Consider the following 17,720-nt stretch of genomic DNA (forward strand, 5'->3'; position numbering starts at 1 on the left):
TTGTTTTAACGCAGGGCCATTACCAGGTCGCAACTGGTAAGGCCCTTTTTGTTTGTTGTTGTTATCCGGGTGCTGAATGAGTTGCTTTCATTTTTTATGATTTTGGATGAAGGTATTTATTGGATCAGGTACTTACCGTTCCGCTGAACCAGTTTGCATTCCATCAGGTTGCAAAGGATCTGCAGCGCCTGCTCTACCCCGGTCTGCCGGCTGAAGCTGGTAGTAATTCGCATATTCCTAAACGTTATACCCGGCACTTCGATCCTCACATTGTACATCCGCTCCAGATCAGCAATCACATCCAGCAGGGGTTCATCATCATACATGAGATTGCCCTCCTGCCAGGCAGCCACCTGGTTGATGCCCGACCTGCGGTCGGCAATGCCTTCCCCATTATTGTTCACTTTCACCTGCTGCCCCTGCGTAAGGGTAGCCACTTCTTTATCCATGAACTGAACTTTCACCTTTCCCCTTCGCACTGCCACCGTTACATTACTTAGATCATCATAAGCCTTGATATTGAAGGCAGTGCCCAATACCGTGGTAGAAATTTTTCCTGTTCGGATGACAAATGGAACCCTGTCTGCATGTTTCACATCAAAGTAAGCTTCGCCGGAAAGAAAAACTTCGCGCTTTCCGTTCCCGAAGACTGGCGGAAACTCCAGTGTACTGGCGGCATTCAGCCAAACCTGCGTACTGTCTGGCAGGAGTACGTATCTGAATTCAGATCTTTCAGTTGATGACACTTGCATCTGCTTACCCGGCTTAGCATGGTCCGTATCCTTACCCGGTATCAGCCAGATGAAGCCGCAGATAGCTGCTGCAATGCCTGCACCAATCCAAAGCCTGCTGCTTTTTTTGCCTGTTGGGGTTTCAGTATCCTCTGGTATATGTTTGGAAAACCATTCCGGTTCAGGTAATACCAGGTTCCCGCTTTCATCCACATAAGTGATAGAGTTCTGTCCAAGTTCACTGTAAGCCTTACTGATCAGGTTGCGGAGGGTTTCATCCCGCGAGGCATCACGCAGCAGTGCAAAGAATTCATCGAACTCCTTGCGGGTGCAATTATTCCCGAGATATTGCCTGAAAAGGTATCTGATCCTTTCTTCCATAATTTGTATCTGAATGAGGGCAAAAAGAGATGCCTGCTTCTGGTAGACGAAGCAGGCATCTGTAAGTTCCTATCCGTTCCGGATATATTTTTTATGGGAATATGATCCGGGATGTGCCATTCAGGAAACGCCTGATGGATTGCAGTGCAGACGAAAGCTGATTCTTAACGGTATGCTTCGATATCTGCAGTGTCTGCGCTATCTCCTGGTAATTCAGGCCTTTTTCCCTGTTCAACTCGTAGATCAGTTTTCGCTGTGCAGGCAGGCTGTCAATGGCCTTGCGGATGATCTGGTGGTATTCCTTTGTTTCAATCAGCACTTCAGGATTTTCCTGCTGATTGGGCAGGTTCTTCCAGATGGCTTCTTTCAAACGTCCGTCTGCAGCCGCTTTCCGGAGGAAGTCGATCACCTTGTTCTCAGTCATCCGGTAAAGCCAGGCTTCGATATTTTCGATCCTGTCGAGATCCTGGCGGCGTTCCCATAATTTGATGAATACTTCCTGGATCACATCTTTGGCATACTGCTCGGATTTGGTGAGCTGTTGCGCCAGAGTGTACAACCGGTACTCATGCCTGCGGAACAACTCCTCGAAAAGCAATTCCAATGCTTTATCGTTGAGCGGCCGGTTGATATGGTGTCGGTTGTTATCCATCTGCTACTGCACTTTTACATAAACTGTTCTGATCACGTTCAGCGCATTCTGATTAAGGATCTCATATTCCAGTTTCACTACGGTGTTGGAAGCAACGGCAGGCATAACATAGGGTACAACCAGGGTGTCCAGTTTCTTGGCTGTGGAATATGCTTTTGCATAGGGCCATGTACCCACTTTGGTCCTTGTTCCTGCACCTATCGTATTGAATAAATTGATCTCCTTAACAGTGCTTTCTGAGAAGTACTGCAGCTCAGCCTTTACTTCATAACCGGCCGCAAACACAGTGGCAGAACCGGCTGAAGTGGCCAGTGTTTTTTTGGATGGAAGGTCCACCAGGCCATTGGTACTTACCGGATAATAACCAACGCCGCTTGGCGCCACATTATCCCGGTTAAAATCCAGTTTATCTTTATCACAAGCTGCCAGCACACCCAGCAACAGTGAACAGACGATGATATATTGAATCTTTTTCATGATCAATTTTTTTAGTTGACAATGATTATTGATCCCACCATAATTTTTCATTCATTGGCTTCAGGGAGCCCTGAGCATTGGGATTTCTGTTGATCTCCTCCAGCGGATACAGGGCGCGCCTGATGAACTGGCCATTCATGACAGGGTCCTGGTTGGAAGGCAGTGCAAAACCGATGAAGAGATTCGGATTGTAATCATACCTTCTTACATCCACCCACATATCAGGATGCAGGAACATGGCCACCATCTTTTCACGCATGATATGTTCCAGCCTGAGGCCTGCCGCTCCCACACTCACCTGCGCATTGTTAATGTAGTTATCAATATCCCCGGAGGCTACGCCCACCTTTGTCATGTTGGCGCGGATGGCCGCCAGGTAAGCATCATAAGCCTCCTGGGTGCTGCCTGTTGAAACAGCAGTGCCTCCATTGGCAATGAAGCGCGCTTCTGCCTCAATCAGCTTCTGTTCAGCATAGGAGGCCATCACCAGCGGTGAAAGTCTGGTTGCGTAATAAGTGGCATCTGTGAGGTCTGCCGTATTACCGGTGAGCGATGCGCCATTCACAATGCCTGTGTACTGCGCCTGGGCGGCGGGTTTGGAAATTATCTTCGATATCCTTGGATCAACCAACCCGGGATAAGCTGTTCCGTTGATGGCATCCACAAAACGTTTGGAAGGCCCGATCGTGTAAGTGGCGCTTCCGGAGATCCTGCCGGATACGTTCACAAACCACGGATTGGGATTACGTTCACTGAAGATCAGCTGGTAATCTTTTGCGCCGGGAGCATATGCATTGGCCACTGCGGCCAGCGCGTTATTGGCGGCTGTTGCAGCTCCTTTTTTGGTAGTGTGCATGTAAAGTCTTGCCTTCAATAGCCAGGCTGTTTTTTTCCATGCATCCATATCACCTGCAAAGATCAGGTCATCGGTACCGGGTTTGAGGCCCGCAGGGTTCGTCTGTGCAATTTCATCAACGGCAGAGTCGAGATATTTGTGCATGAACGCATAGATATCTTCCTGTTTATCGTACCTGGGCTGGAGGATTTCCGGCGCCCTGAAAGCTTCTGTCAGTGGGAGATCGCCATAGGTATCTGTTGCCAGCGACATATTGGTTACAAATAGCACGCGTGCAATGGCGCGGTAATGCGGCGAACCCTGTTCCCTGGCCAGTTCCACCATCAGTTTGGAATTGGTAAGGGCAAGGAACAGACTTTCAAAACCAGAGTTGACCCGCACATCCTGGTTACGGTCGTCGTTGATCGGACCGCCCGGATAGGATGCCATCTGCTGACTGAACATAGTGGTCACATATCCGAGTAACGTATGGCTGTTGGCTGTTGTATACTGTACTGCCGGCAATGCCGTTGCCAGTGTCAGAAAGGGAGCCCTGTTCGGGTTGATGTTCACATTGTCGTGCTCCACAAATTTTTTACAACCTGCCATCAGTACCAGTACACAGAGCAGTGCAATTCCTGTTTTTATTTTCTTGCTCATGTTGTCAGGTTTTAAAAATTAATATTCAGGTTGAAGATCCAGCTGCTGAAATTGGGAATATTACTTCCTGTAAAGCCGTAAGCATTATAGCCTGTGGCAAAGGCGCTGCTCTGGGGATCATATCCGCTGTAGCGCGTCCACAAAATGAAGTTGCTTCCGGTTACTCCAACAGTTGCATTCTTTATGAAGCGGGTTTTTTCCAGCACTTTCTTCGGCAGTGAGTAACTCACCGACACGTTCCTCAATCTCAGCCAGCTTGCGTCCTGAATGATTATGTCTGTGATATTGTTGAAGAAGTTGTTGTTACGGTAGAAGTTATGATCCAGCACAACAGGGATATCGTTCTCCTTACCATCCGAGATCTTTATTCCATTGTATACGATCTGCTGGTACCTGTTCTCTGTGATCTTCAATACGCCGTTACGGATAGCATTACGCATGGTCACGTCAAAGAGATCGCCTCCTTTCTTGTATTCAAGCAGTCCGCTGACACTCCAGTTCTTCCAGGTGAGTGTGGTAGACACGCTTCCCAGCCAGTCAGGGAATGCATTGCCCGACTTCACAAACTGTTTGGTGAAATCAGGGAATCCGCTGGGAAGGATCAGCAGCCTGCCGTTCTCGTCACGCCTGTAGGCCGTTCCCCAGAGATCACCCGCAGAACCGCCGACGGTGAGCTTGTTGATCACACGACCTTCATCATAGAAGATGATATCCGAAATACCCTGTCTGATCTCCACAACCGTATTCCTGTTGCGGCTCCAGTTGGCAGTGATGCTCCAGTTGAGATCTTTTTGTTTTATTGGAGTGCCCGTGATCTCCACTTCAATGCCTTCATTCCTGATACTTCCGGCATTGGTGATATAAGAGGAGTATCCTGCTGTGTTGGAAATGGGTACAGGAATGATCTGATCAACGTTCTTACTGTTGTAATAAGTGAAGTCGAGGTTGATCCTGTCTTTCAGGAAATGCAGTTCCGTTCCCACTTCAAATGATTTCTGCATCTCAGGTTTGAGATTGGGATCCGAGAACTGTGTGGCTCTCAGGAAACCCACCTGGGTGGAAGCTCCGCTGATGAAAGGAAATCCTCTCGGAGCAGCGTAGTAAGGGCCATTGCTGTATGGCGGTGCGTCTTTACCAACCTGCGCATAAGAGGCACGTAGCTTTCCGAAGTTGAGAATATTGTTACCGATATTATGAAGATCGGTGAAGATATAACTGAGGCTCACGGCCGGATAGAAGAATGAATTGTTGCCGGAGGGAAGTGTGGAGCTCCAGTCGTTACGGCCGGTAAGCTCTACATACACTGCGTTCCTGAACCCGAACTTTGCGCTTCCGAAAATACCTGCATATCTTCTCCTGGTGGTTGCTCTTGCGTTGAACTGGTTCAGCGTATTGCTGAGATCATAGAAGCCAGCAAGACCAAATCTTTCACCACGGTTATTGATGATATCGGTGTAAGTAACCTGTGCATTATTACCAGCCATCAATGTATAATCGAAATCTTCATTGATCTGATCCTGCCAGGTGAGGAAGGCGTTACTGTTCACATCCCGGCTGGTGATCCTTTCCTCCACAATGAAACCTCCGTTTGCAATAGCAAGGTCAAGTGTGGTAGGGTCGCCGGGATACCTGGGACCAGGCACTACGCGTGTGCGGTTATCACTGAAGAAATCACCACCGATCTTATAATCGAATTTCAGGCGTGGAATGATGGTCCAGGTAAGGCCCATATTTCCCACGATCCTGAACACATTGCTTTTCATCTGGCTGAAACGGGCAACGTACAGTGGGTTATCGATAATGCCGGGAGCATACACTTTCATACTTCCATCAGCATTCATATAATCACGCACATCGATGGTGGTGGTATGATAAGATAAGGAAGTCATAACTCCTTTATCACCAGCTGAAGGTTGCGTATTCTGCGAAGTAGTGAGTGTTGCGGAAGCACTCACACTGAATTTCTCAGACACCTGTGTCTGCCCTGCGAGCTTGAACGTGTACCTGTCGAATTTGGTGGAAGGCAGGATACCCGACTGGTTCAATGCAGATACAGAACTGTAATAAGATGTTCTGCCGCTGCCTCCCTGCAATGTTACAGAGTTATTGTAACGATGCCCGGTTTCAAATGCTCCTTTGAAATTGTTAAATACAGGATCTGCATCTGTGCGCAGTGGTCCGAATGTCTGGAACCTGTTGGGCGATCCGTCTGAGTTGAATGCAAGCCTGCCCTGCTGACCTTCCCGGTATTTTGTTTGAATATCCGGATACTTGGTCAGGTAATCCCATGAGGCTGAAGTGCTCAAACCCACGCTGAGCTTGCCTGTTGAACCACGCTTGGTGGTGATCACCAGCACACCGTTGGCGGCCTTGAGACCATAGAGAGCGGTAGCACCTGCGCCTTTCAGCACAGAGATGGATTCGATATCATCCGGGTTGATATCCAGACCGCGGTTGCCGTAAGCAAACTGATCGTTGCTGGCGGCCTGCAGCAGGTTGGTGCCGGTGCTGGGTGTCATGGTGCCCGAGCTGGTAGAGTTGTTCACAGGCACCCCGTCGATAACGATCAATGGCTGGTTGTCTGCACCCGGGCTGAGTGAACTCATACCACGGATAATGATATCCGTACCTGCCCCGGGAGCGCCGCCGGAAGAAGTGATGTTCACGCCACTTACTTTTCCCTGAATGGCATTGATGAAACTGTTCTCACGTCCCTTGGTAAGCTCTGCGGAAGTAACTTCCTGCACGTTGTAACCCAGTGTTTTCTTTTTCTGTTTGAAACCGAATGCGGCGGTAACCACCACTTCGGATAAGTTGGCGCTGCCCTGCAAAACAACCGTGTAATCAGTACTGTCGGTCAGTTCGATCTCACGGGTGGAGAAACCAGAAGAAGAAACCACCAGTACTGCTTTGCCCGCAGGTACTGTGATGAGGAACCGGCCGTCATCAGCAGCTGATACGCCTGATTTGGAACCCTTGAGAAGAATGGTAGCGAGTGGAATGGGTGCACCTTTATCATCGGTGACCTTGCCTGTGATCTGTCTTGATTGACCAAAGAGAGTTAATGGGAGAAGGAATAATAGTAATATCCCCCACTGGTACAGCAGTCTTCCTTTCATTGCAGTTAGTTTATGTTTGGAATGGGATTACTGTAAGTTAAGGGATAGAGCTTACAATACCGCAATTTGCTGCATGATTATGCACGGTAATTCTTACTTCTTCCGGATTTATGCCGTGTTCTGTCTGCATCATGGGGAAACTGCCCCGTGCCGGTCAGGCCGCCTGCAAAAAACTGCAAGGATTTGGATATAAAAAGCAACGCTGCCGCAAAAGACCTGCGGCAGCGTTGCGGTTAACCACATTATTTTCAGAGCGGTCTGACCTTGATATTCCTGAACCAGATGCCGCCACCATGGTCCTGCAATGCAAGATGCCCTGTTTTACGCATGCCGTAATCAGGTTTGTCTTTCCACTTGCCGTTGGCTTTACGTTGCTCCCAGTCCGGCGTCCAGAGATCGAAGTCAACCACTTTTTCTCCGTTGAGCCAGTGCTCTACGTGGGCACCTTTTACAATGATCCTGCTGTGATTGTATTCACCGGCAGGTTTGGCCATTATCTTTGCAGGAGGATGCATGGCATAGTCTGAACCACTTTTCTGCCAGTCTTCTAACTGTTCCGGGTAACCGAGATCATCGATAAGCTGGTATTCCGGTCCTGTTTCAAAAGTGGCGCCATGATCTTCGCTCACATGGTACATGGCCCCGGAATTGGCGCCCTTCGCCACTTTCCAGTCGAAAGCAAATTCAAAGCTGCCGTACTGGTTGTTGGTAACCAGGTCAGCGCGATGCTGCACACCGGTTTCTTTGCAGTGCAGTTCTCCGTTCACTACTTCCCAACCATCTGAACTGGCATTTTTATAAGGTCTCCACTGGTGGGTATTCTTTCCGTTGAAGAGCAGTTGCCAACCTTCTTTTTTTTCTTTCGTTGAAAGCGTGTTGTGTTTGTCCTGCATAAAAAGCGTCATACTGGTTAGCGTGATCACTCCTGCGAGAGGTAGGATGAAGAGTTTCATTTGCAATATTTTATCCGATGAGTTTCATGTTTACAGGATCCCATTTGATGGCCTTCTCTTTATAATAGCTATCGTTACAAAGCAGTGCCGGCGCAGCTGCGCGATAACCGAACACAGCATCTTCAATCACGGGCTTTCCGCCGCGGATAGCTCGGATCCAGTTGAAGTGGTGATCATAATGCGCGCCTTTATAACCATCTTCCACTTTGAAAACAGTTGTTTCCGCTTCTTTTATTTTCTTCCTGTCATAGTCCTTGTCGTACCTTCTTTCTGCAAAGTATTTGGCGTATTCATCAGGAGGCCAGAATTTGTTTTTGATGAGCGTTACCTTATCCCATTCTACCAGCATGGCTCCTTCATTACCTACAAGTCGCAGGGAGTTATCTCCACTGGTGCCATCCACAAAGTTTACGCGAAGGCTGAGGTTGAAAGCAGGGTGTGCTAACGCCTGGGGATAATCGAACATGCCGAGCAGTATATCGGGGACTTCGCGTCCGTCTTTCCAGTAGCGCAGTCCGCCGGTGCTCATGATCTTGTTGGGGCCATTGGAACCAACGATATAATGAAGGCTGGAGAAAAGGTGGATGAAGAGGTCGCCGGAAACGCCGGTGCCATAATCTTTGAAGCAGCGCCAGCGGAAGAAACGTTTTGGATCGAAGGGGCGGTCGGGCTTACCGTGCAGGAAGGTTTTCCAGTCAACGGTCTGCGGATTTCCATCTTCCGGCATATTGTACTGCCAGGCGCCTCCGGGTGTATTGCGGGCCCAGAAGCCTTCAGCATAATTGAGCTGACCGATGGCTCCGGCTTCAAAGAGTTCTTTTGCTTTTTCGTTGCCCAGTGAGCTCATGCCCTGGCTGCCAACCTGGAATACCACTTTGTTCTTAGCCTGTGCGGCAATCACTGCCGGGCCTTCGGTAATATCGTGCACCATGGGTTTTTCGCAGTATACGGCCTTGCCACTGTTCATGGCATCCACGGAAATATCCTTGTGCCAGTGATCCGGAGTGGCAACTATAACGGCATCGATGTCTTTGCGGGCAATGATCTCGCGATAATCCTTTGTGGTGAAGATATCGTTGCCATACTTCTTTTTAGCCTGGTCCAGGCGGCCGGTGTAGAGGTCGCAGGCGGCAACCAGCTTAACGCCGGGGATGCTGATGGCGGTTTGTGCATCTCCATTACCCATATCGCCGGCGCCGATGAGGGCGATCTGGATATTATCGTTGGGCGACTGGTACTTTCTGGTCAGCTGTTCCGTGTGTGGAAGGTTTTCAGCAGCATTGGCAATGCCTGGCAGTAATGCGGATGCAGCCACGCCTTTACTGAGCTTCTGTATAAAGGCGCGCCTCGCATGCGTGGATTTGCTCATGGGAATGATGTCTGGTTAGGTGAACGGTTTGTGTAATCGGAAACTAATTTACAATAAAATGGTGAGTTGCCTGCCTGGCTTATCAGTCAGAGTTGGTCAATCCGGCAATGACCTGTAAATTTGTTTCCCTATAGCTTTGAGCGCAAGTAATCTCATCATTAAAAATTTTAATAGTATGGCATTCACATTAGCACCTCTTCCATATGCTGCAGATGCATTGGAACCTCATATTGACGCAACTACCATGCAGATCCACCATGGTAAACACCATCAGGCATATGTAGATAATCTTAATAAGGCAATTGCCGGCACTCCCAACGAGAACAAATCCCTGGAAGAGCTGGTAGCGGCTGCCGGTTCCATCAGCCCTGCTGTCAGGAACAATGGTGGCGGTCACTGGAATCACACTTTCTTCTGGGAATCCCTGGCTCCGAATGCCGGTGGTGCACCTTCAGGCGCGCTGGCTGATGCCATCAATGCCGCCTTCGGTTCTTTCGATACATTCAAAGAGAAATTCAACAACGCAGGTATGACCCGCTTCGGAAGCGGCTGGGCATGGCTGATTGTGAAAGACGGCAAGCTGGATGTTTCTTCCACTCCCAACCAGGACAATCCCCTGATGGATGTGGCAGAAGTGAAAGGACAGCCTATCCTTGGCGCTGACGTGTGGGAGCATGCTTATTACCTGAAGTACCAGAACAAACGTGCCGATTATCTGGCCGCTTTCTGGAATGTGGTGAACTGGAGCAAGGTGGCTGAGCGTTTCGCAGCTGCATCCAAATAGCAAAAGCAACCCATCCCTTTCATAAAACTTATGCAACGAATGAAGTATTCAATCATCACCGCCTGTACGGTGGCATTACTGGCAACGGCTTGTTCCGGCGGCTCCTCTGACGTTAAAAAATTAGTGGTCATGAGCAGCGGCAAAATCTCTGCAGCAGGTAAAGACAGCAAAGAGATCAATTTTGAACCAGGTACCCAGCACAACGAAATGGAATTTCAGTACGTGGGTACAGAACCAGTTAAGATCACCGTGAAAAGCAAGGATGGTGATAAGACCTATGACCTCCCCGAAAGCGGAGCGTATATACTCAACCTGAAAGGCACTGACACACTGATCGGCAGCATCGTTAATTACGGTGATTCCGGTATTCCGCCTTCTATCACCACTGAGAAATTACAGCATATGGTAGACAGTGCGCAGCAGCTCATCATGGGACTCAATGCCAGTGATGAAGCAAGGACCTATTTCCTGGTCCCTGGTGCTGTAAAGAAGGTGAGCAAGAATTATAACTCCAGGCTGATCGGGCCGTTCAATGGTATTCCGAATACTGTAGAAGTTGATAAGGATGGAAAAGCTCCAGAGGTATACAAGTTCAATACCACCAAACAAAAGCGCGAAGAGCTGTACAAGCTTGTAGACCGCATGAATAAATAAGGGGAAGTGATTTCTCCGGAGGAAAGCATGAAGCACCCGCTTCGTGCTTTTTTCGTTTATGGCACCGGGTCATATCCGTGGCCGCCCCAGGGGTGACAGCGGCTGATCCTTTTTACTGCCAGCCAGAAACCTTTGAAGAGCCCGTATTTTTTAAAGGCCTGCAATGCATAGTGAGAACAGGATGGTGTATAGCGGCACTTGGGCCCCAGTAAAGGAGAAATGCCCCATTGATAGATCTTGATCAGGGCAATGAAAGGCCAGCTAAGTATTCTCAGGATCTGCTTCATGAACGATGCCGGTAAGTCTTTGTAAAATTACACCGATCTTTTCACTCAGCGTTGCGTAATCCGGCAACTCTTTACCTGTATACACAAAGAAGAGCGCGAGTTTGATATTCTTCTGAACGGTGATCTCCTGCAGAGGATCCTTCTGCAATCTGTATGCCTCGCGGAGGAGCCGCTTGATGCGGTTGCGGTCCGTTGACCTGCCGAAGTTACGGCTGCTGGCGCTGAAGCCGGCCTGAAGGGATGATTCAATATATGGCACAAAGGCAAAGGATACCCTCACAGGGAATACAGAGAAGCTCTTCCCCTTCCTGAACACCTGGTCAATGGCCTTCCGCCGCTTGAGGCGTTCAAATTTTCCGAGTGTATGCTTTTGCGTCATTGCCGGAATAAAAATAAAATAGCTCCGTCAGACACGGAGCTATCAATATAGTATGGAACGAAGACCAGGAGCCTGAACTGCTGGTCCGGTCTCAGTTTATTTCAATTTCCTTTCATCAGAAACAGTCAGTTTCTTACGGCCTTTAGCTCTGCGGCTGGCCAGTACCTTACGGCCATTGGCAGTTTGCATACGCTTGCGGAAACCATGCACGGTTTTACGACGACGGCGGTGAGGTTGGAATGTACGTTTCATATTTGTTTGCTTTTACACTTTTTGCACTTCGATTTTGCGAAGTTTTGTTGAATGCGGCCTGGGAGAACAGACCTGGTTTCTTTTTCAGTCCAACAGGTCACCACACCCGTCGGATTGTGAAAGGACGGCAAAGGTAGGGTAAATCAATCCTTTTTCCAACCACCCGGTAGTAATTTTCCGTAGAACCTTGCTGAAATCAGTAAGTTACTGAAAATGAACCGCTGGTTACGGCAACATCAGGCCCTGGCGGTGTGCTCTGGTCCTCTCCCGTAAAGGAAAAAGTACCCTTTACTGTCCGGTTTGCCACATCATGTTGGGTGATCGTGAGAGAGCCGCCTGCGCCCGCTCCATACACCAAGGTGGCGTTCTGATAGAAGGCGGTATAAAAGTTGGCGTTATCAAGTGTATAGGTACCTTGAGTGATAGTAGCGGGAAAACCAAGCGTCACTCCTTTGATACCACCGGCATCCTGAGCCGTGATCACTATCATTCCCAGCGCTTCATTGCCATCCACCGAAGTACCGGTAAAGTCACCCCCATCTACTTTCATGGTCAGCGTGTTGCTGCCTCCCGGGTTAGGCGTTGTTGTGGTATAGGTAAGATTTTCGAAGAATCCTTCTGTGATCATCAGGGTCTTGTCGTCTGTTGCCCGGTACACTTTCATACTGAAATTACCGGAGATCCTTTTGGTGGCATTTTCGATACTGGTGATATTCACCGTACCGCCAGCAATGCTGGAGTTAGCGCCCTGATTGGTAGTATAAGCAACCGGGGAAGCTTCATTGATATCCAGTACAGTGGCCACATGAGTGCTGGCCTGATCAAGCTGAAATGTACCGGTAGTGGCTGTTTCTAACTGTATCACCAGCGTGATATCATCCTGGCTTACGCCGGTGATCACCACCAGGTCGTTGGTAACAACAGCAGAAACCGCTTTGTTGGCGGTCCATTGCTTACCATCTATTTTCATGCGGAGAATACCCGTGCCTCCATCTTCAGTGGAATCAACACTTTTTTCTTTCAAACAAGATGCCAGGCCTAATACCATCAGGACCGGCAGGCAAAAACGAAGGAACCTGCTCATACGGTTAATTTGATCAATGATTAATGAAACCTACGGTACGGATCGGGCTTTACAAGTATACTGGATTTGGGAGAATTATCTCCTGAAGGTGGCTGGAATCTTAAGGGATAACGAAAATATTCACTTTTTATTGAACCTCAAGCGCAACATGACGGGATTCCAGCGGCTCCCCAAAGAATATACTGGCCTGGCTGTTGAAATCGTTGGGGTCATCAGTAGTGAAAAACCGGCGGCTGCCTCCCTTGCTGCAACGCTGTTCCATTTCCGGATGCCTTTGCAGATAATCCACCAGGCTTTCGGCCACTATTGGGCCCTGGCTGAGTACCTGGATATTTTCAGGAATGAACTGTCTGATCTTATCCATCAGCAACGGGTAATGCGTGCAGGCCAGCAGAAGCAGATCGATTCCTTTTTCTCTTTCCAGGATACTGTTCAGGTTCTGCTGAATGAAATAATCAGCACCGGGTTTCAGGTGTTCATTGTTCTCCACCAGCGGCACCCACATGGGGCAGGCCTCCTGGTGCACTTCAATATCAGGAAAGAATTTATCTATCTCTATGCGGTAGGATTCGGAATTCACAGTACCCCTTGTGGCAAGGATCCCGATCTTTTTATTCTTTGTATAGGAACCGATGATCTCCGAGGTTGGACGGATCACGCCTAACACGCGATTATCAGGAGCGATTTTCGGAAGGTCCTGCTGCTGGATGGTGCGCAGTGCTTTGGCCGATGCCGTATTACATGCAAGAATCACCAGCGGGCATCCCTGTTCAAAGAACCATTTTACGCACTGCAGCGTATAATGGTATACGGTATCAAAGCTCCGGTTGCCATATGGAGCCCTCGCATTATCGCCGAGGTATACATAATCGTATTGTGGAAGTTTGTGCAGGATCTCCTTCATTACGGTAAGACCGCCATATCCTGAGTCGAAGATTCCAATAGGTGCTTGCATATTCAAAAGTACAACAAAAAGCCCCGCCGGATGGCAGGGCTTTTCAATATGGTGCAGTAATTACTTACGGCTTCTTTGCGGGTGCAGGAGCATTGGCGCCAGCTGCATTCGGCAATTTGATATTCAGTTTTTTTGCAACAAGGGGAAGGATGTCTTCGCCTGTAGGAGCTACCAGCAGAGCTTCTTTCTCAAATACATAAGTGTATCCTGCTTCTTTGGCAACAGCCTGGATTGCTTCAAATGCTTTCTTGTTGATAGGCATGATCAGCTCATCACGTTTTTGCTGAAGTGCATTCTGGATGCGCTCTTCTTCACCACCGAGTTCAGTGCTGAGTTTATTCAGTTCTTGTTTCTTTACAGATTTAACTGCTTCAGACATGGTAGTGGAATCCTTTGCGAATTTCTCGTAAGCTGCATAGAAAGCTGCTTGTTTTTCCTGCGCGCTAGCCAGCAGTGCATTACGGAAATCAGTGAGGAGTGTATCAGCTTTGCGGGTTTCAGGCATGATACCGATAACTTCCTGTGAGCTGATATAACCAATCTTGGTTTGAGCCTGAGCGTGTGCAGCAACCATCATAAGCCCTGAAGCGAACAACACTACTGTAAAAAACTTTTTCATGTGTTTCATTTTTGTTGTTTAGGACACCCGAAACCCGAAACAAGGGTGGGCATATTTTAGTTTTAAAGTTGAAAATTCACAACAATAAGTTGTTCCCTTGATGGCGCTTTCACGATTATTTAACACCCAGTTCTTTGAGAATGTCTTCGCTGCGATCCAGCTTGGGGTCGGCAAAGATAACAGTAATTCCTTCACTTTTATCCAAAATAAAATCGTATGCACGGTTGACCGCGATTTTCTGGATGGCGTTGAAAACCTTATCCTGTACGGGTTTCACCAGTTCCTGCCTCTTCTTGAACAGATCCCCTTCATAACCAAAGCGTTTGCGCTGAAGGTCTCTCAGTTCTTTTTCCTTAATGAAAAGTTCATCTTCCCTTTTTTTCTTCAGTTCATCTGTGAGCATCACCTGTTCAGCGTCATAATCCTTGTACATCTTGTCCAGAATGGCCTGCTTGTCGTCGATCTCTTTCTGCCAGGCCGCACTGAACTGATCCAGTTTCTTCTGGGCATCTTTGTACTCAGGCATCTTGTCGAGAATATACCTTGTATCTACAATAGCATAACGTTGCGCATTGGCCAGTTGGGCCACCAGCATCACTCCCAGGAGGATAAAGAGTATTTTTTTCATAGCACTTCTTTTTAAGTTTATGAGAAAGGATATAAATATCCAGATAATCTCTGAAATTCCGGGGTCAAACGGCTGTTAAAAAATGATTATTCCGGTTCAAAGCCCAGCATGAATGTAAACCTCGCTGCATCACGCAGTTTGCCTTCGGGTTTGAGACGGTCGAAACCAACACCGTAATCAAATCCAAGCAGACCGAACATTGGCAGGAAGAAACGCATACCCACACCGGCACTTCTTCTCAGGCGGAAAGGATTATAGTCCTTGTAATCATACCATCCGTTGGCAGCCTCAAACCAGAGCATACCATAAATGGTGCTGCTTGGATTGGTAGTGAACGGATAGCGAAGTTCCAGGGTATACTTATTGAACATCGTGAAGAACTGAGTAGCCGATTGCTGATCGGGATTCACCTTCGGATCTGAATTCTCATATACCGGGTAACCACGGTGCGCAATGATATCGTAACCTAAGATAAAGTTACCATTGGCCAGCCCCGCGTCACCCACCTGGAAGCGCTCGAATGGTGAATAATCCAACTTGCGGTTGTATCGTCCCATGAAGCCATATTTGGCTGCCGCGCGCAGAACAAACTGCCTGCTCCTGTCAGCACCCATTGCCTTACCAATGGGAATGAACCATTCCGCATTGAATCTCCACTTGTGGAACTCAGGCAATTTATAGTTGTCTTCGTTGGTTATATTCTTATTGAATAATGAATACGGAGGAGTCAGCTGCACACTGGCCAGAAAGTTGGATCCGCTTACAGGGAACATCGGGTTAGGTCCCGCAGAGTTACGCGCAAGCGCCAGTTTGAAGCTGAGGTTGTTGGATGTACCATCCGAGAAAGACGAAATGAAATACGGATAGTTGATCAGCTTGTATTGAGTGAAGCTGATTGAATAGATCAGTGTAAAGAAGTCATCAGGCCATTTCAGTTGCTTACCCAATGATACACTGGCACTGAAACTTTTCAGTTTGTTGGTATCACTGTACACATAACGGTTACCATCATACCCACCTGTGCGGAACAGGGTCTTTGATGCACTCACAGTAAGTGAGTTCCTCTTCTTTCCACCCAGCCAAGGCTCGGTGAATGAAGCGGTATAACTCTGGAATGCACGTCCGTTCGACTGGATACGCAGACTGAGTTTCTGACCGTCGCCCGTAGGTAACGGGTCCCATGCCTTCTTATTAAAGATATTACGGATCGAAAAGTTATTGAAGGATACACCCACAGTACCGGTCAGACCGATACCACCACCCCAACCGGCGCTGAGCTCCAGCTGGTCGGAAGATTTTTCTTCCAATGTATAATGGATATCCACGGTACCATCCTCCTGGTTGGGAACGGGGTTGATACCGATCTTCTCCTGGTTGAAGTAACCCAGCTGCGAGATCTCACGCTGTGAACGTATAAGATCACTGCGGCTGAATTTATCACCGGGCAATGTACGGAGCTCACGACGGATCACGTGCTCTTTCGTTTTATCGTTACCGGCAATGGTAACATTCTTGATAGTGGCCTGGGGACCTTCGCGCATGCGGATCTCAAAATCGATGGTATCGTTATATACCGCCGTTTCAACAGGATCCACCTGGAAGAAGAGATAACCATCGTCCATATACAGGCTACCGATATCACCACCTTCCTGTGATAATTGCTTACCCAGTTTCCTGTTGAGGGTTTCAAGATTATAGGTGTCTCCTTTTTTGATACCCAGGAGCATATTCAGAATGGAGTCGGAATATTTTGTATTTCCTTTCCAGGAGATATTACCGAAATAGTATTTGCTGCCTTCAGCCATTTTCAGGTCAACCTTCAGGTTGCCTTTGTTGTTGAAGTACTGAGTATCTGCAGCGATAGCAGCATCGCGGAAACCGAGGGAGTTGTAATATTCCAGTACACGGTCCTTGTCTTCGTTATATTTCTTCTCGTTGAATTTAGCAGAGCTGAATAATTTGAAACGGAAATACGGATCAAGGAATTCTTTTGTTTTGGTAAGAGAGAGGAAACCAGCGTCTTTCAGGTATGAATTGAAATCGATCTGTTTGTTCACACCATAAGGGCTGTTCTCTTTTGCAGGGAAGAGTGTGATCTTGGTCATCTCTTTGGTTCCCTTCATTTGCTTCTTCAGCTTCATTTCACCCACTTCTTCGTTGCCGTAGAAGTTCACTCCGTCGATACGTACTTTATTACCTTTTGCTACGGTGATGGTAAGGATCACTGAATTGGGAAGTGCCGGATCAGGTGTGGTTTGAATATCCACGGAAGCGCCCCTGTTTCCTTTTTCAGTATAATATTTCTGAATGGCATCTACTGCATTGCGTTTTACGTTCTCTGTAACCACTTTACCAACGGTGAGATCGGTTTTTGGCTTCAGCTCATCTTCGTCAGATTTCCTTACACCTTTAATATAATACTTGGAGAGGGTGGGCATTTCGGTAACGTGAATTTCCACGTAGAGATTGGCGCCTTCCAGTTTAGTGAGGTATATCTGGACGTTGGAAAAGAGACGTTGCTTCCAGAGATTGTTGATAGCTTTTGAGAAGTTGTCTGCTCCCGGGAGAATGATCCTGTCGCCAATATTGAACCCGGCGATGGAGATGAGCAGTTGTTCGTCGTATCGTTTAGTACCGGTAACCGTTACACCGGCCAGTATATATTCTTTTTGTTGTCTTGAGGTTAGTATTGCTTCCAGTTCAGGATCCACAGTGCCGGGGATGGTGTCCCTTTCCTGCCCATAAGCCGAACCTGCGATTAACAGTACAAAAGCCAATAAAAATACAGGGGAAGTAAACGTACGCTGCATTCCGGGTTGTTTAAGCTGGAGCAAATTAAAGGGATTTATTAATTGTCTTTTAAAACTGTTTGTTAAAACGCGTTGCACTTGCATGAATTTT

At 47.9% G+C, this 17,720-nt stretch carries 17 protein-coding genes; 2 read left to right on the forward strand and 15 right to left on the reverse strand.

Features of this window, described 5'->3' with window-relative positions; genetic code table 11:
* Nucleotides 1-116: 116 nt before the first annotated feature.
* From ACTHMC_RS22710 to ACTHMC_RS22740, 7 genes are all read right to left on the reverse strand, one after another.
* The gene (locus ACTHMC_RS22710) at nucleotides 117-1,112 is read right to left on the reverse strand and encodes a FecR family protein (RefSeq protein ID WP_440416678.1); all 996 of its coding nucleotides are present in this window, start codon (nucleotides 1,110-1,112) and stop codon (nucleotides 117-119) included.
* Between the two features lie 91 nt (nucleotides 1,113-1,203).
* Entirely contained in the window at nucleotides 1,204-1,764 is a 561-nt protein-coding gene (locus tag ACTHMC_RS22715; RefSeq protein ID WP_440416680.1) for an RNA polymerase sigma factor, read from the reverse strand.
* A gap of 3 nt (nucleotides 1,765-1,767) precedes the next feature.
* The gene (locus ACTHMC_RS22720; RefSeq protein ID WP_440416682.1) at nucleotides 1,768-2,241 is read right to left on the reverse strand and encodes a hypothetical protein; all 474 of its coding nucleotides are present in this window, start codon (nucleotides 2,239-2,241) and stop codon (nucleotides 1,768-1,770) included.
* Between the two features lie 25 nt (nucleotides 2,242-2,266).
* Nucleotides 2,267-3,736, reverse strand: coding sequence for a SusD/RagB family nutrient-binding outer membrane lipoprotein (locus tag ACTHMC_RS22725; RefSeq protein WP_440416684.1), 1,470 nt, complete (start codon nucleotides 3,734-3,736; stop codon nucleotides 2,267-2,269).
* Between the two features lie 11 nt (nucleotides 3,737-3,747).
* Entirely contained in the window at nucleotides 3,748-6,855 is a 3,108-nt protein-coding gene (locus ACTHMC_RS22730) for a SusC/RagA family TonB-linked outer membrane protein (protein WP_440416685.1), read from the reverse strand.
* A 248-nt stretch (nucleotides 6,856-7,103) separates the two neighbouring features.
* Entirely contained in the window at nucleotides 7,104-7,808 is a 705-nt protein-coding gene (locus tag ACTHMC_RS22735) for a 3-keto-disaccharide hydrolase (protein ID WP_440416687.1), read from the reverse strand.
* A gap of 10 nt (nucleotides 7,809-7,818) precedes the next feature.
* Nucleotides 7,819-9,177, reverse strand: coding sequence for a Gfo/Idh/MocA family protein (locus ACTHMC_RS22740; RefSeq protein ID WP_440416689.1), 1,359 nt, complete (start codon nucleotides 9,175-9,177; stop codon nucleotides 7,819-7,821).
* 175 nt (nucleotides 9,178-9,352) lie between these two features.
* Between ACTHMC_RS22740 and ACTHMC_RS22745 the strand changes: the two genes are divergently transcribed.
* A complete protein-coding gene (locus ACTHMC_RS22745) occupies nucleotides 9,353-9,961 on the forward strand; it encodes a superoxide dismutase (RefSeq protein ID WP_440416690.1) in 609 nt (202 codons plus the stop codon).
* 39 nt (nucleotides 9,962-10,000) lie between these two features.
* Nucleotides 10,001-10,615 (forward strand): hypothetical protein, encoded by a 615-nt coding sequence (locus ACTHMC_RS22750; RefSeq protein WP_440416692.1) that lies wholly within the window; start codon nucleotides 10,001-10,003, stop codon nucleotides 10,613-10,615.
* 56 nt (nucleotides 10,616-10,671) lie between these two features.
* Here ACTHMC_RS22750 and yidD read toward each other — a convergent pair whose 3' ends face one another.
* The 8 genes from yidD to ACTHMC_RS22790 form a co-directional block, all read right to left on the reverse strand.
* The gene (gene yidD, locus ACTHMC_RS22755) at nucleotides 10,672-10,902 is read right to left on the reverse strand and encodes a membrane protein insertion efficiency factor YidD (protein WP_440416694.1); all 231 of its coding nucleotides are present in this window, start codon (nucleotides 10,900-10,902) and stop codon (nucleotides 10,672-10,674) included.
* Nucleotides 10,877-11,281: a ribonuclease P protein component gene (locus ACTHMC_RS22760; RefSeq protein WP_440416696.1), complete on the reverse strand. Its 405-nt coding sequence runs from the start codon at nucleotides 11,279-11,281 to the stop codon at nucleotides 10,877-10,879. Before ACTHMC_RS22760 ends, yidD begins: the two co-directional genes overlap by 26 nt.
* 96 nt (nucleotides 11,282-11,377) lie before the next feature.
* Nucleotides 11,378-11,533: a 50S ribosomal protein L34 gene (gene rpmH, locus ACTHMC_RS22765; protein WP_026309617.1), complete on the reverse strand. Its 156-nt coding sequence runs from the start codon at nucleotides 11,531-11,533 to the stop codon at nucleotides 11,378-11,380.
* 196 nt (nucleotides 11,534-11,729) lie between these two features.
* Nucleotides 11,730-12,617, reverse strand: coding sequence for a DUF6252 family protein (locus ACTHMC_RS22770; RefSeq protein WP_440416698.1), 888 nt, complete (start codon nucleotides 12,615-12,617; stop codon nucleotides 11,730-11,732).
* Nucleotides 12,618-12,744: 127 nt separating this feature from the next.
* Entirely contained in the window at nucleotides 12,745-13,572 is an 828-nt protein-coding gene (gene murI / locus ACTHMC_RS22775; RefSeq protein ID WP_440416699.1) for a glutamate racemase, read from the reverse strand.
* 64 nt (nucleotides 13,573-13,636) lie between these two features.
* Nucleotides 13,637-14,191 (reverse strand): OmpH family outer membrane protein, encoded by a 555-nt coding sequence (locus ACTHMC_RS22780; RefSeq protein WP_440416701.1) that lies wholly within the window; start codon nucleotides 14,189-14,191, stop codon nucleotides 13,637-13,639.
* Nucleotides 14,192-14,306: 115 nt separating this feature from the next.
* The gene (locus ACTHMC_RS22785) at nucleotides 14,307-14,819 is read right to left on the reverse strand and encodes an OmpH family outer membrane protein (RefSeq protein WP_440416703.1); all 513 of its coding nucleotides are present in this window, start codon (nucleotides 14,817-14,819) and stop codon (nucleotides 14,307-14,309) included.
* Between the two features lie 86 nt (nucleotides 14,820-14,905).
* Entirely contained in the window at nucleotides 14,906-17,629 is a 2,724-nt protein-coding gene (locus ACTHMC_RS22790) for a BamA/OMP85 family outer membrane protein (RefSeq protein WP_440416704.1), read from the reverse strand.
* Nucleotides 17,630-17,720: the final 91 nt, after the last annotated feature.

The organism is Pseudobacter sp. (genome assembly GCF_051955275.1).
GTDB lineage: Bacteria > Bacteroidota > Bacteroidia > Chitinophagales > Chitinophagaceae > Pseudobacter.

Bases quoted from the DNA above. Each gene is read 5' to 3' on its own strand.
- ACTHMC_RS22785 (WP_440416703.1), bottom strand. From the start codon at position 14,819: ATGAAAAAAATACTCTTTATCCTCCTGGGAGTGATGCTGGTGGCCCAA.
- ACTHMC_RS22745 (WP_440416690.1), top strand. From the start codon at position 9,353: ATGGCATTCACATTAGCACCTCTTCCATATGCTGCAGATGCATTGGAA.
- ACTHMC_RS22735 (WP_440416687.1), bottom strand. From the start codon at position 7,808: ATGAAACTCTTCATCCTACCTCTCGCAGGAGTGATCACGCTAACCAGT.
- ACTHMC_RS22740 (WP_440416689.1), bottom strand. From the start codon at position 9,177: ATGAGCAAATCCACGCATGCGAGGCGCGCCTTTATACAGAAGCTCAGT.
- ACTHMC_RS22760 (WP_440416696.1), bottom strand. From the start codon at position 11,281: ATGACGCAAAAGCATACACTCGGAAAATTTGAACGCCTCAAGCGGCGG.
- ACTHMC_RS22720 (WP_440416682.1), bottom strand. From the start codon at position 2,241: ATGAAAAAGATTCAATATATCATCGTCTGTTCACTGTTGCTGGGTGTG.
- ACTHMC_RS22750 (WP_440416692.1), top strand. From the start codon at position 10,001: ATGAAGTATTCAATCATCACCGCCTGTACGGTGGCATTACTGGCAACG.
- rpmH (WP_026309617.1), bottom strand. From the start codon at position 11,533: ATGAAACGTACATTCCAACCTCACCGCCGTCGTCGTAAAACCGTGCAT.
- ACTHMC_RS22715 (WP_440416680.1), bottom strand. From the start codon at position 1,764: ATGGATAACAACCGACACCATATCAACCGGCCGCTCAACGATAAAGCA.
- ACTHMC_RS22790 (WP_440416704.1), bottom strand. From the start codon at position 17,629: ATGCAGCGTACGTTTACTTCCCCTGTATTTTTATTGGCTTTTGTACTG.
- ACTHMC_RS22770 (WP_440416698.1), bottom strand. From the start codon at position 12,617: ATGAGCAGGTTCCTTCGTTTTTGCCTGCCGGTCCTGATGGTATTAGGC.
- ACTHMC_RS22710 (WP_440416678.1), bottom strand. From the start codon at position 1,112: ATGGAAGAAAGGATCAGATACCTTTTCAGGCAATATCTCGGGAATAAT.
- ACTHMC_RS22725 (WP_440416684.1), bottom strand. From the start codon at position 3,736: ATGAGCAAGAAAATAAAAACAGGAATTGCACTGCTCTGTGTACTGGTA.
- ACTHMC_RS22730 (WP_440416685.1), bottom strand. From the start codon at position 6,855: ATGAAAGGAAGACTGCTGTACCAGTGGGGGATATTACTATTATTCCTT.
- murI (WP_440416699.1), bottom strand. From the start codon at position 13,572: ATGCAAGCACCTATTGGAATCTTCGACTCAGGATATGGCGGTCTTACC.
- yidD (WP_440416694.1), bottom strand. From the start codon at position 10,902: ATGAAGCAGATCCTGAGAATACTTAGCTGGCCTTTCATTGCCCTGATC.
- ACTHMC_RS22780 (WP_440416701.1), bottom strand. From the start codon at position 14,191: ATGAAAAAGTTTTTTACAGTAGTGTTGTTCGCTTCAGGGCTTATGATG.